This window comes from Paenibacillus nicotianae, assembly GCF_042681745.1.
Lineage (GTDB): Bacteria > Bacillota > Bacilli > Paenibacillales > Paenibacillaceae > Saccharibacillus > Saccharibacillus nicotianae.
In genome coordinates this window covers 24,052-37,927 of sequence record NZ_JBHUGF010000014.1, presented here as the reverse complement: position 1 = coordinate 37,927, position 13,876 = coordinate 24,052, and the positions used below count along the sequence as shown (strand labels likewise).

The 13,876-nt window shown below is 38.9% G+C and carries 13 protein-coding genes; 10 read left to right on the top strand and 3 right to left on the bottom strand.

What is annotated here, in order from left to right; translation table 11 throughout:
- Window position 1 precedes the first annotated feature (1 nt).
- The 4 genes from ACFSGI_RS22650 to ACFSGI_RS22635 all read left to right on the top strand — a co-directional run bounded on the left by ACFSGI_RS22650 (window position 2) and on the right by ACFSGI_RS22635 (window position 4,616).
- Window positions 2-3,097: an efflux RND transporter permease subunit gene (locus tag ACFSGI_RS22650; protein WP_204826976.1), complete on the top strand. Its 3,096-nt coding sequence runs from the start codon at window positions 2-4 to the stop codon at window positions 3,095-3,097.
- Window positions 3,098-3,319: 222 nt separating this feature from the next.
- Window positions 3,320-3,562, top strand: a complete 243-nt coding sequence (locus ACFSGI_RS22645) for an AbrB/MazE/SpoVT family DNA-binding domain-containing protein (RefSeq protein ID WP_204826977.1) — start codon at window positions 3,320-3,322, stop codon at window positions 3,560-3,562.
- 95 nt (window positions 3,563-3,657) lie between these two features.
- On the top strand, window positions 3,658-3,984 hold the full coding sequence (locus tag ACFSGI_RS22640; protein WP_204826978.1) for a type II toxin-antitoxin system PemK/MazF family toxin: 327 nt from the start codon (window positions 3,658-3,660) through the stop codon (window positions 3,982-3,984).
- Window positions 3,985-4,283: 299 nt separating this feature from the next.
- Window positions 4,284-4,616 (top strand): magnetosome magnetite crystal formation protein family, encoded by a 333-nt coding sequence (locus ACFSGI_RS22635; RefSeq protein ID WP_204826979.1) that lies wholly within the window; start codon window positions 4,284-4,286, stop codon window positions 4,614-4,616.
- A 234-nt stretch (window positions 4,617-4,850) separates the two neighbouring features.
- On the opposite strand, the gene ACFSGI_RS22630 is transcribed toward ACFSGI_RS22635, so the two are convergent.
- A complete protein-coding gene (locus ACFSGI_RS22630) occupies window positions 4,851-5,294 on the bottom strand; it encodes a DUF6376 family protein (protein ID WP_204826980.1) in 444 nt (147 codons plus the stop codon).
- A gap of 138 nt (window positions 5,295-5,432) precedes the next feature.
- Here ACFSGI_RS22630 and ACFSGI_RS22625 point away from each other — a divergent pair, with 138 nt between their 5' ends.
- The 3 genes from ACFSGI_RS22625 to ACFSGI_RS22615 all read left to right on the top strand — a co-directional run bounded on the left by ACFSGI_RS22625 (window position 5,433) and on the right by ACFSGI_RS22615 (window position 6,691).
- Entirely contained in the window at window positions 5,433-5,678 is a 246-nt protein-coding gene (locus tag ACFSGI_RS22625) for a DUF6953 family protein (RefSeq protein WP_204826981.1), read from the top strand.
- A gap of 230 nt (window positions 5,679-5,908) precedes the next feature.
- Window positions 5,909-6,082, top strand: a complete 174-nt coding sequence (locus ACFSGI_RS22620; RefSeq protein WP_204826982.1) for a hypothetical protein — start codon at window positions 5,909-5,911, stop codon at window positions 6,080-6,082.
- A 264-nt stretch (window positions 6,083-6,346) separates the two neighbouring features.
- Complete coding sequence (locus ACFSGI_RS22615; RefSeq protein WP_204826983.1) at window positions 6,347-6,691, top strand: hypothetical protein; 345 nt, start codon at window positions 6,347-6,349, stop codon at window positions 6,689-6,691.
- 145 nt (window positions 6,692-6,836) lie between these two features.
- Here the strand turns inward: ACFSGI_RS22615 and ACFSGI_RS22610 are convergent, their stop codons facing one another.
- Window positions 6,837-7,061, bottom strand: a complete 225-nt coding sequence (locus tag ACFSGI_RS22610) for a hypothetical protein (protein ID WP_204826984.1) — start codon at window positions 7,059-7,061, stop codon at window positions 6,837-6,839.
- Window positions 7,062-7,244: 183 nt separating this feature from the next.
- Complete coding sequence (pbp4, locus tag ACFSGI_RS22605) at window positions 7,245-9,296, bottom strand: penicillin-binding protein PBP4(5) (protein ID WP_204826985.1); 2,052 nt, start codon at window positions 9,294-9,296, stop codon at window positions 7,245-7,247.
- A gap of 194 nt (window positions 9,297-9,490) precedes the next feature.
- Here pbp4 and ACFSGI_RS22600 point away from each other — a divergent pair, with 194 nt between their 5' ends.
- The 3 genes from ACFSGI_RS22600 to ACFSGI_RS22590 are packed head-to-tail and all read left to right on the top strand — an operon-like array spanning window position 9,491 to window position 13,855.
- A complete protein-coding gene (locus ACFSGI_RS22600) occupies window positions 9,491-10,177 on the top strand; it encodes an FHA domain-containing protein (protein WP_204826986.1) in 687 nt (228 codons plus the stop codon).
- A gap of 47 nt (window positions 10,178-10,224) precedes the next feature.
- Complete coding sequence (locus ACFSGI_RS22595) at window positions 10,225-12,006, top strand: ABC transporter ATP-binding protein (protein ID WP_204826987.1); 1,782 nt, start codon at window positions 10,225-10,227, stop codon at window positions 12,004-12,006.
- A complete protein-coding gene (locus tag ACFSGI_RS22590) occupies window positions 11,987-13,855 on the top strand; it encodes an ABC transporter ATP-binding protein (RefSeq protein ID WP_204826988.1) in 1,869 nt (622 codons plus the stop codon). The genes ACFSGI_RS22595 and ACFSGI_RS22590 overlap by 20 nt, the downstream gene beginning before the upstream one ends.
- Window positions 13,856-13,876: the final 21 nt, after the last annotated feature.

The window sequence follows — 13,876 nt, the reverse complement described above, 5'->3', positions numbered from 1 at the left end:
CATGATTAATTATATCGTCAAAAAACGCAAAATCACGCTGTTGTTCTTTATCGTACTTATTATTGTAGGAATAGCTAGTGGGCTTCAATTACCGAAGCAATTAATGCCTGATGTAGTCGTAAAGCAAGCGATGGTTACAACTGTCTATGCAGGTGCTAATCCAGATTTGGTTGAGCAGACAGTGACCAAAGTGTTGGAACAGAAAATCAAAGAAGTGCCTAATCTCAAAACCGTTACATCTACATCGAGTGCAGGCATATCTTCGATTATGATTGAGACTCAACCGGATGCCGACGCTCAGACGGTGTGGAACGATTTGCGCAAAAAAATTCAAGATGTAGAAGCGGATTTACCAGATGATGCGGATAAGCCTATCGTCAATGACAATTTGACCAAATCTTTTGTTCAATCGTTTGCTCTGTATGGTAAATCTACAGATGATATCTGGGCTTTGAATGACTTGATGCATACATGGGAAGATCAGTTACGTTCAGTAGAAGGTGTGACTGATGTAGTTATTGATGGGATTCCCGAGCAACAAGTACGCATCGATGCTGATATGAATAAATTACAGCAGTACGGTATCGCTTGGGAAAGTATTTTACAAGCGATCCAATCTTCTAATGATCGAGTGCCTACAGGAACGATCGATAATGGCAAACGAAGTTATGAACTGAATGTGCCACTTCATTATGATGTGAATCAACTCAAAAAGATTGTAGTCTATCGTTCAGATACTAAAGTTCCTGTATATCTAGAAGATGTAGCAAATGTACAAATGAGTCATGCCAAAGCAGAATATCTTTCGTATTATAATGGTGTGCCTTCGATAGCGATCAAGATTAGTAGTGAAGTCAGTTCCGATGTACCTACGATGTATGAACGTGTAAATGCCAAAATGGCAGAACTGCAAAAAACATTACCAGCTAATGTTAAAATCACTTCATTATTTGCACAAAAAGATGAAACAGATCGTATTTTCCATGCTTTAACTGAAGAGACATTAATCGCAATCGCTGTAGTTGTAGTGATCTGTATGCTGGGCTTAAATATGCTGACTTCGTTATTTGTCGCGATGGCTATTCCAGTATCTATCGCTATCGCTATGATTCTACTGCCTTCGATGGGGATTACGCTCAATCAGATGACAGTTGTCGGATTGATTATTGTACTCGGTATACTGGTCGATGACGCGGTAGTGGTCAATGATAATATTGAACGGCGATTAAGTCATGGAGAAAGCCCGACTGATGCGGCAATCAAAGGAACCAAAGAAGTCGCTATCTCGATTCTGACAGCTACGTTAGCAACGATTGCGGCATTTGCTCCATTGTTATTACTTACAGGCGATATCGGAGAATTTATTCGTCCTATTCCTGTTATTATTTCTTTAGCCATGTTAGCATCTATGATCATGTCATTAACGATTATTCCTATTTTTCGTGAATGGTATGAAACTCGTCAATTGAAAAAAGGCAAAGCAACCCGTAGTAACAAGCCTTCTGGCTTACTGGGCAAGCAAATTCAAGGAGCAACCAATGTGTATGCGCATCGGGTGATGCCGAACATCTTAAAACGTCCTGTATTTGTTGCGATCTTAGGGCTGTTATTCAGCACATTAGCATATGTCCTTATTTTGTTTACCCCTGTAGAATTGTTCCCCAAATCAGATAATGCAGAGCTTACGATCAGTGTGAACATGCCTTCAGGAACATCGATCGAAGAAACGAATGATACGGTAAAACAAATGGCAGCATGGGTGAAAAAACAACCGGGTGTTACCAAAGTATCTTCTTCTGCTGGCGGAACAGCAGCACCGTTATTTTCAAATATTACAAGTGTAGATAGTTATGGAACGAATCAAGGTGCTGTCGTTTTGACCGGAGACAAAAACAAGTTAGATGTGGCGACCGCTTCTACACAATGGGCAGCAGAACTGAAAAAAGAATTCCCTGCGGTTACTACTTCAGTCAGTATGACAGAGCTTGGGATTCCGGTAGGTAAGCCTGTTTCTATTCGTATATCGGGTAATGACCTGGCTGAAATTCGCAAACTGACTGATCAGGTGAAAAGTGTCGTTGCTTCTACCAATGGAGCTACCAATGTAACGGATACGATGGGAATCGAAAGTTATTCACTGGATTTTGTAGTCAATCAAGCAGCAATGGATCAGTATCAAGTCACATACAAAAACCTAACCCAGACGTTATTAATGATGGGTACAGGAGTAAAAATAGGCGACTTTGATACAGGTAAAGAATTAGTAGATATGAAAATCTATATGAAAGATTCCACCAAGCTGAGTGCAGAGACCTTATTCCGGCAAGCCAATGTTACCAATGAAGCCGGCGTACAAGTTCCACTTTCACAGATCGGCGAGATGAAGCCGTCATTCTCGATCAAGCAAATCAATCATTACAATCTGGAACGCGTGAATACGATTGAAGCAGATGTATCCGGTCGTACCGCTACAGAAGTGATGAGTGATGTACAGACTAAAATGGCAGGTGTATCATTCCCGGACGGATACAAATGGGAAATCGGTGGCGAGACATCCAAACAAAGCGATATTTTCGTGGATCTCGGTAAATTATTTATCGTTGTTATTATGTTGATTATTATCCTGATTACGATGCAGTTCTATTCGCTCTGGATTCCGGTGATTATTATGACGACTGTGTATCTAGCTGCGGCAGGCGGAGTACTGGGGTTATTTATTACCCGAACGCCGATTGGATTTATGTCGATGATGGGTGTGATTTCTTTAGCAGGGATCGTTGTACGAAACGGAATTGTGCTGATCGAATTTATCGAAGATGCGCGTAAAGAAGGCAAAGAATTGAAAGAAGCGATTATTTTAGCTGCTTCTGCCAGATTCCGCCCTATTCTGTTGACTTCCCTCGCTGCGATTGTTGCTTTGATTCCAATGGCGACTGTGGGTGAACTATTATTCCGACCGCTGGCGATTGCGATTATTTTCGGACTAATCTTTTCAACAGTACTGACTTTGTTAGTTGTACCTTCGCTATATATGGTACTGATTCGCTCACAAGAGAAAAGAAAACAACGCAAACTAGCCAAAGAAGCTCAAGTATAAATAGAAAATATATTTTTAAAAAAATCTATATCTACAATTCCAATATGTAGATATAGATTTTTTTGCCTTATTCAAATAATAATCTTGTATATAGTATAAACAATGTATATACTTGAAATATGAAATAATAAGGAGGTGATAACATGGATAGTTGTAGAATGCAAATAAATAAAATAATAAGAAATATAAAACTTTTAAAAAGTTTGACCGGAGGTAAAAAATATGAGAGGAACTATTAAAAAATGGGGTAACAGTCAAGGAATACGTTTACCCAAAAACATTTTAGAGGATGTAAATCTTAAAGAAAATGATGAAATTGAGATCAGAGTAATAAATGGAATGATACAAATTAAGTCTATAAAAAAATATTTGACATTAAAAGAACGATTAGAAGGATATTCAGAGGATCAATTAAAAAGTAATGAATGGGATCTCGGGAAAAAAGAAGGACAAGAATTTTGGTGAGTTATTTCTCTCAATTTATCAATTTGCTGTTGTCTTGTAACGATGAGCTTTAAGCAACAGCAAAAATAATAAATTAGAGAAAGCAGGATGATTATATGAGTCAACTTTTTAATCAAGGAGATATTATTTATCTCGATTTTGAGCCTACAAAAGGACATGAACAATCTGGACATCGTCCGGCAGTTGTTGTAACTAATATTGATTTTCAGCGAACTAACTTATTAGGAGTTGTACCAATAACTAATACAGTTCGTAATCATCCGTTACACGTGAAATTGGATAGCCGAACGTATATTCAAGGAGAAATTATGTGTGAGCAATTTAAATCTGTAGATTACGTCGCTAGAAAAGCTAAAAAAGTAGAATTATTACCACAAGATTTATTAGATGAGGTAACTACAATTATCAAAAGTTTCTTTTGATATTTAAAAGAAACCTCATCTTAAAAATGAGGTTTCTTACTTATATAAAATAAATATATGGAAAAGGAACTAATATTTATTTGTGAACCTATTAATTTAGATTTTGAATACAGAACACTTATACACGAAATAAAAAAGTAAAGATAAGTCATTTTTTACCTACTCAAGTGAACACAGTAATGTTATAATTTGGATGATTTTCAAATGAGGCAACTATTACATACTATATGCACTATCAGACTTCCAGACTGCCGCTAATCGGGAATTGCCACTTACATGATAAGAAAAGGGGTTAACCAATGTCTGACTTTCAACCGCCGTATCCGCAAAACGATTCTAAAGACGTGCAAAACAACAAAGTGATGGCTATTTTAGCGTATATCATTTTCTTTATTCCATTGCTTGCTGCTCGTAATTCACCATTTGCGATGTATCATGCCAATCAAGGATTGACGTTGTTTTTAGTAGCTGTTGCAGCGAATTTAGTATTCTCGATTATTCCATTTTTGGGATTGTTACTTCCATTAGTGAGCTTGGCTATTTTCGCATTTATGATCATCGGTATTATCAATGCTTCCAAAGGCGAACGCAAACCTTTGCCATTGATGGGCAATATTCAATTGATCAAATAAGAGATTATTATACAGCCTCATTCAGTACATTTAAATCACAAAAAACCTTTACTGCTCAAGTATGCAGTGAAGGTTTTTTTGTGTGAAATAGCGCTTGGTCGTATAATCGCGACTTCTTCTAATTAAATAGAAAAGTAATTTTGGCAATAGTATATATTGTATATCTTGATAAATGATCAACATGGCGAAGTGGGCATCTTATTTGTAAATAGGTAGACAGAAAAGGTATTTGGATTACTGCCCTAGCTGCTGGAATTGATTCATCAGTCCGTTGATCTGATCGATTGTTTGAAAAATCTGCGAATTATTTACTTTTTCCAGTGTGATCTGTCCGGCTTGCGCTTGGTCGATCAATCCGTTAATCTCTGTACCCAAAGTTTCGTTATAACCGATTAATGTTTGATGCAAATCTTGTGCAAAACCAGGCGCTTCCACGTTGCTAAATTGATTGATTTGCGTCTGCATTTGTTGCAGTTCTTGTACCAATTGAGTGCGTGCTTCTTTATCAACAACCGCTTGTTGCGTCAGATCAGGTAATTGAGTAGAAAATTGAGAAGCTTGATCGATATACGAAGTAGCTTCACTCACGTAATTTACCGATTGATTCACTTGATCCAGAGCAGAACAGCCAGACAACAGACTGATACTCAAAATAAGCAATAATAATCCTTTTTTCATAGTAGGTCACTCCTTTGACAGATATCGAAATCTTTTTGCAAAGTATCGTTATTAACGTATACTACTCTGAGAGGAACACAATGGTTTCAGAAATATCAAAGTGACAATCAGTTCAACCACATAAAGGGGACAAAACCAATGACAGATTCAATAACAACTGAACAGCGTATCGCTGAATGGATGGTAGAGCAGATCAAAAATCAAGGGACGCTCAAACAAGAAGATGCGATTGCTTATGTACGTGCAGAGTATGGAGAAGAGTATTTATTTACAAGCGAAAGTGGAAATGTCTCGTTATCCAAAGAGATCAAAAAAGCGTTCCGCAAGCATCATGCAGGTCGAGTTGCATGGGATCGAGACGGTTTTTTCTGGGCATGGACGTAATACCTTTCCCAACGTATCTAGCTGTGATAAGCAGGATAGTGCCGTAATTGTATGAACAGGCGAGATGAGTAGGATTCATTCTAGCTGAGCGAAGATCATGCATATTGTGGCGTGTTCAGGCAAGTTTTCATCTGCCGGGATATTCGATATACTTTACTCTAGTTTGATAGAACTGATCATTAGATAACAGATGATGTATCGATCATCACTATCCATTGGAGGGAAATATATTGAATTCAACAGCAGTATTAGAACGCCAAAATGAAATTTTACGACGTAATATTGAAACGATGACAATGAAAAACAACAAAGATGGACTAAGCCGTCAAGAAAGCAGTTTTTATCATACGATGGTCAAAGAATGGCATCAAAATCAGCATGAGATCAATCATAAGCGTGATTAGATCATCAAGTACAACGGAGCAATATCGTCTGTACTGCTCTTACATATGATGATGTCAATGATGATGGAGCAGTTATAAAATAAAGCATAATTAAGAAGTGTCTGCCATAGGTAGATGCTTTTTTTGTATGTGCTGGAACCGATTGATGATAACTAATATTAAAAAATAAGAAAAAAATTAAAAAATTGATCGTTAACTATTGCAAACCCGTATATTCCGAGTATAATACTTGGTATATACAAAAGGATGAAGGTGATGGTAACTGTGAATCGTATTCAAACAATGATATCCGAACGTAATGATGACTATTTAGATCTATTGAATTACGCGATCCAATTGAATGATGGACAGTGGCAAGAGGAGATTTTGGAATCGATGCGTAAGTTGAATGCTTCAGAAGAAACGCAGCAGGAATGGGCTACAACTGAAAACCTGTGGAGACAATTTGATAAGATCAATTCCAGACTTACCGAAATCTATTATTCTATTCGAGCTAGTAAAGACGATGCAGATAAGCAACGCCTTTTGGAACAAATGTGGGAGCTTAAAATGCAACGCATTGATGTATCTCGTCAAATTAAATCCGAAACTTCTAATATAGAGTGTTGATTCATGATCCAAATAGATACAAAAAAGTGCCAGATCATTTCGCACATGATCTGACACAAGTAATTATAGATGAAATAAGTAATAAGATGTAACTCATTTGATCAAACACAACAAGCTAGCTGTTTTTCACAAATCATCTTGTGAATTACATGCTAGCTTGTTTCATGTCGCGCATCATTGTCATCATAGAAGTCATCATTTCGTCGCACTCTTGCAATTTACTCATCATCATATCCATATCCATGCCCATATCTTTCATGTTCATGTCCATGTTTTTACATTGTGTCATCATCATGTTCATGTTAGTCATTTTGCTCATCATGTCTTCCATACACATACCCATCATCATTTGCATACACATTTTATCCATTTGCTCATCTCCTCAAATTATAGTGTCTTGCTCTTTGACTATACTATATCGCTTTAGCAGTTACAATATGATTGGAAGATATGTTTCTTTATGTCAAAACGAATAAAAGTATAGATCAAAAATCTGCCTGAAGAATACCACTCCAGACAGAAGATAAGCGTATAAAATATATCAATAGTGTACTTATTTGTAGTGTTGTAAAAAAGGGTGAAGCTTGTTAACGACATAATGACTATCACCGCGACCATTCACTTTTTCGATAACTGCCGCAAGGACAAATGAAGCATTTGAATCAAAAGTGACTACGAATCCATTCTCCTGTCCACGTTCACCTTTGGCTAATTTTAATTCGGCTGTACCGGTTTTGGCAGCGACCTGGTAAGGAAGATCCGCTAGGGCATGTGCAGTACCGCCTTTATTTTCAACCACTTGTAACAATGCGCTTTTAACTGTATTCGCTACATCTGCTGTAATAATATTTGTAGTAGCAGGTGTGTTTTTATTTAGCGTTTGGTCTTCAAATAACATAGGGCTGACTAATTTGCCTTCTGTAATAAAAGGGGTAAAAGAAGCCGCTAGATGAATCGGGGACATTAACATTTCTCCCTGCCCATACGCTGTGTCCGCTAAAAGTACTTCGGAATCTAGTGTTCTATGATCTTGATTCGCATACTGACTGGGCTTGAGATAAATCGCATCTAATCCAAAATTACTTCCAAAGCCAAACTTCTGAATCCCTTCGATAAATTTGGCTTTACCCATTTCAAGAGCTTCCTGCGCAAAATAAATATTATCGGAGTATACTAAAGCATCATTCATATTGACATGGAGCACATTTTTGACACGAGTGACATAATATCCACCCCAACTGTTATCTTTACGCCATTGCAGACCTTGAATCGTATGGGTTTTGTCCGGTGTAGTGACTTTTTCAGTTAAGCCTGCGGCGGCAGTAATGGCTTTGAATATAGAGCCGGGAGCATACCGATTGGTAAATCGATTGGTAAACGGCAGATTCGGATTATTAGAATAAGCATCCCATTCTGCTTGTGATAATCCGGTAACCATTTTGTTAGGATCATAAGCAGGAGTACTGACCAGAGCAAGCAATTTGCCATTCGTCGGATTCATCATGACTGCTGATCCGGCATCTTGATCACTAGACATCGTTGTATACAGTTCTCGTTGTACCGATGAGCTGATCGTTAATGTTATCTTTTCACCATCAACCGCTTGATGTTCAGCAATAATCGATTTTCTTTTTCCTGTTTTATCAACAATTTCGATCCGTCCACCTTTGGTTCCACGCAATTGTTTTTCCATCGATTGTTCAAGTCCTGCTTTGCCGATCCAATCTTGAGCACTGTAATAGCCTTCGGTATCTTTTTCCAAATCTTCGGCTGTTGCTTGACGCACATAACCAATCAGATGAGCAGCCGCTTCACCCAGCGGATAGCTACGTACTTCTTTGGTCTGCATAGAGACACCATTAAGTTCATCAGGAATCGTAGGATCCGTAGTTGTAGCAATCGGCACAAAATAATCATCTTTGACCCATGATTGCTGGAGCGCTTTTTGAATAGTGTCTTCAGGCACATTGTAATACTCACTGATAGCAGTTAAGGAAGCCGATTTGGAGTTTTCATCCGTACCTAATTTGCCAGGAACAATTCCCCATTCAAAGATCGTGCCTTTGGTTGCTAAAGGATATCCATCTTTATCGACAATTTCTCCGCGTTCTGGATGTAGTATTTGTACATTGACTTTATCGCCTTGCGTCATTTCGGGTAAAATGAGTGCCGGTTGCCACTGAATACGCCATGTTTTGCCATGATCGCTATCTTGTTGGATCAGCTTCAATTGATAGTTTTTATCAATCTCTCCGAGAAATGTATTGATATGAGCCGAATAATTCAGGGTATATTGCTGTTTATTATCTGGTACAGGAGCAGGTATCCCTGGATCAATTTCAATTGACGATACGTTCATCCCCTCAAAGATCGCTTTATATTTCTGCACAAATTGTTCTTTGGTCATACCGGCTTGTTGAAGCGATTCCGGTGTCATTAAGTTGTACATTTCGTCATAATTTTTGATTTGTAGTGTGTTAATATACTTCTGTACTGTAGTGTCCGGTTGTTCTTGGAAGCGACTTTGCATATATACATACAGACCAAGCCCGCTTGCAATCAGAAAAGACAATAGACCATAAATAATAATATGTTTTGTTTTCAATAAAAAAACCTCACTTTAGTCCATATCCATCAGAATAAATCTGAGTATCGGTAGGATTTGTTGAAATCACTTTAGTATAATAAGATAAGGCGATAACTAGCGCCTGTTTACACTATAAAAGGATGTACGTTTGCAAACAATAGAACAAATCTGATGAAATTATCATTGTTTACGTATAGAAGGAGAGAAATCCGATGCCGGACGTTATCAAAATTGTAATCAATACTGCCGGTCAAGAAGGCGATGGTTCGTTTGTCTATATCCAAAGAGGGCAAAGTATACAGATCGGTAGACATGTAGGGACAGGGCAGATCGATCTGCCTATTTATAATCAATTGGTATCCAAGCAACACTGCACGATCCATCGTGTAGGCGATCAGCTATATATTGAAGACCTCGGTAGCAAAAATGGCACAGAGCTGAACGGGCAACGGTTGGTTCCTTATCAGCGTTATACACTCACTGCGCAAGATCAATTAACGTTAGTCAATGGATTAGTAGGCTTGCAAATAGAACAAGGTAATCATTTAGAAGAAACGCGCGAATACGTACTTAGTGATCTGATAGATCATCGTGTGCAATTACATGACTTTTTCCAGCGAATTGAAGTAGATGGGGAAAGTATTACATTATCGAAAAAAGAATACCAGTTGTTCCGGTTACTGTACGGATGTCTGGATCATTTTGTAACACGCGAACAGATTATCGAAGAAGTATGGTCAGAGCGTTATAGTGAACATGCGGATCTAGTGGGGATCGATGAAGTCAATTCGTTGATCTATCGCACCAATAAAAAATTAAATAAACATTTTATGATCAAGTCAGTGTACAAAAAAGGGGTATATATGAAGAGAAGTGTTACTCCGACTTTACTTTCTTAGCACCACACTTATTTACATCATGAAGTCAATCACAAAGGGGACTACATATGACAGTACTTTTTTCGTTTTTGAAAAAATATCGGGTTGCGGCATTTTTGGCGCTGGGTATGATGCTAGTCGAATTGGCGCTTGAATTGTTACAGCCTTTTTTGATCTCCAAAATTATTGATGATGGTGTAACGCAAAAAGATATTTCAACAGTATTACTATGGGGCGGTATTCTCACAGGTGGTACGATTATTGCTTTTTTTGCAGGTATATTCGGTTCCTTTTATGCTGCTCATGCCAGTCAAGGGCTAGGTTATGATCTACGAGAAGCGGTGTACAACAAAGTACAATCATTCTCGTATGCGCTATTTAATCGCTTTTCTTCTTCCTCTTTGATCACACGTCTGACCAATGATATTACCCAGTTGCAAGATATGGTGTTTATGGGCTTGAGATTTATGCTACGGATGCCGTTATTGGTTGTCGGTAGCAGTATCATGGCTTTGCTCGTTAATGTGAAATTAGGATTATTATTAGTGGTCGGGATTCCGATTCTTTTATTTTTTGTAATCGTTATTATGCGCAAGGCATCAGGATTGTTCCAACAAGTACAGCGTCGCTTGGATACTGTAAATAGTGTAATGCAAGAGAATTTGACAGGGATGCGTTTGATCCGGGTATTTGTTCGCAAGAATCATGAACGTCAACGGTTTGAAGAACGCAGTAACGATTTGATGAAAGGTACAGTATCGGCATTGCGATTAACAGAAACAACGATGCCTTTTATTTTATTAATTACAAATGCCAGTATTATTGCGGTTCTCTGGTATGGTCATTTGGATATTATTGTGGGTCAAGCTTCGGTTGGTGAAGTGGTAGCTATTATTAACTATGCGATGCGTACGATGGGTGCGTTATCTGCCTTTTCAATGATAGTAGCTTCTTTCTCTCGTGCCAAAGCATCCGCAGAACGGATTCAAGAAGTGATGTTTACGGTTGAAGATGAACGTCCACAAGGAAATCAAGATCAGTATGTCGCAGGTTCAGCTCTATCTGTAAGCGACTTACAAAAGTCTGATTCTTCTCATATTGGAGTCGCTTTCCGTCAGGTCAATTTTCATTATCCTGGCACAGAAGCCAAAGTGCTCAAAAATATTAATTTTACAGCTCGCGCCGGTGTAACGACAGCGATTATGGGCTCTACCGGTTCAGGAAAATCGTCGCTCGTGCAATTGATTTTGCGATTATATGATAGTGATACAGGAGAAATCGATGTACTCGGTAGACGTATCCAAGAGTTAGATGATAATCAATTACGCGGGCTGATTGGATATGTTCCTCAAGAAATTGTGTTATTTACTGGCAGTATTCGTGAAAATATATCATGGGGTTATGAGCATGCCACACTTGAAGAAATTCAAGAAGCGGCTCGTATTGCACAGATTCATGACACGATTATGAATTTACCACATGGATATGATACATTGCTTGGTCAGCGGGGAGTCAATTTATCAGGTGGACAGAAGCAACGGATATCTATCGCCAGAGCATTGGTGCGTCGTCCATCGATTTTACTGTTAGATGATAGTACAAGTGCATTAGATGTACGTACTGAATCATTATTGCTTGAAGCACTGCGTGAATTATCATGCACTACATTATTGATAACGCAGAAAATAAGTTCAACGATTCGAGCGGATCAAGTCCTGTTACTAAGTGATGGTAAGCTAATAGCGCAAGGTGATCATCATCATTTATTAGAGACCTCCGAGCTATATCAACAGATCTATGCATCCCAATTTGGAAAGGAGGAACTAGAACATGTGGAAAGTGCTAACTGATCCTTTACGTTATCCTAAGCCGGCTGTGATGACAGAAGCAGTAGCCAACAAAGCTACAAAAGCTGAACCTGTATCGGGTAAAAAGCGTCGTGCCAAAGACTGGAAAGGCACTCTGGGAAGAATCTGGGACTATCTTGCTGAACGCAAACTCAAGTTAATATTAGTGCTTTTTATGGTGTTGCTAACGTCAGGGCTGACTTTGCTAGGGCCTTATCTGATCGGGGTAGCGATCGATGATTTTCTAGCCCGCGATACAGGTCAGATGTGGGTCTGGTTTCTGGTTGGATTAGCTGTTGTATACATCCTCAATTCGGTGACATCATGGCTCCAAAATATATGGATGATTGAGATTGCGCAAGAAACAGTATACCGGATGCGAGTCGATTTATTTTCTCATTTGCATCAATTGCCGATTCCTTTTTTCGGGAAAAGACAGCAAGGGGAATTGATGAGCCGGGTGACCAATGATATCGAAAATGTCAGTTCCACGCTTAATAGTTCGGCAATCCAGATTTTCTCCAGTGTATTGACGTTGATCGGTACATTGGTAGTGATGTTGTGGCTTAGTCCACTGCTGACGTTAATTACTTTTCTTGTTGTGCCGTTAATGGCACTCGGAATGCGCTGGATTACACGACGTACAGGGCCATTATATCGAGAACGTCAGAAAAATTTGGGTGATCTAAACGGATATATCGAAGAGACTTTATCTGGTGAAAAGATTATCAAAGCTTTTGCTCAAGAACAACGAGTGATTGGTGAATTTGGAGAGCGGAATGATCGGATACGCTTATCTGGATTTTGGGCGCAGACCATTTCGGGTTTTATTCCTAAATTGATGAATGGATTGAATAATTTAAGCTTTGGTCTGATAGCAGGAGTAGGCGGTATCTTGGCGATCAAAGGCATGATTACAGTAGGTGTGATCGTTATTTTCGTTGAGTATGCTCGTCAATTTACGCGTCCGTTAAATGATCTTGCTAATCAGTGGAATACATTGTTGTCAGCTATAGCTGGGGCAGAGCGTGTATTTGAAATTTTGGATGAATCGGTCGAAGCAGAAGATGAACAGAATGCGATTAATGTCGATCATATCGAGGGTGCTGTCGTGTTTGACGATGTATCTTTTGCCTACGATACAGGCGATGGTGATAATACGTTACAACATATTTCGTTTACCGCAGAGCCAGGTGAAATGATCGCTCTTGTAGGACCTACAGGAGCAGGCAAAACAACATTAATTCAGTTGATTTCTCGCTTTTACGATGCCGATCAAGGCAAGATTACGATTGATGGACGAGATATCCAAAGTATCAAGCGTGAAAGTCTACGTTCGCATACTGCATTTGTGTTGCAAGATTCATTTTTATTTGAAGGCACAGTGATGGATAATATTCGTTATGGTCGACTGAATGCTACAGATGTAGAAGTGAAAGATGCCGCTATTTTAGCAAATGCGCACTCGTTTATCGAACGACTACCTGAGGGATACAATCATCGTCTGAATCGGGATGGCGGGGGAATTAGTCAAGGGCAACGACAATTAATCAATATTGCACGCGCGTTATTAGCTGATCCTGCTATTCTTGTACTGGATGAAGCGACCAGTAGTATCGATACAGTGACCGAGATTAAGATTCAAGAAGGGTTACAGCGCTTGATGGAAGGTAGAACAAGCTTTGTGATTGCACATCGACTGAATACGATTCGAGCAGCCGATCAGATTCTAGTATTGCGAGATGGTCAGATTTTGGAAAAAGGTTCTCACGATCAATTGCTAGACACCGATGGATTTTATAGCGACTTATTTTACAGTCAATTGCATTCATCCGATGCCCTGCAAGCTTGATCTTGAATGTATGCTTCCAAC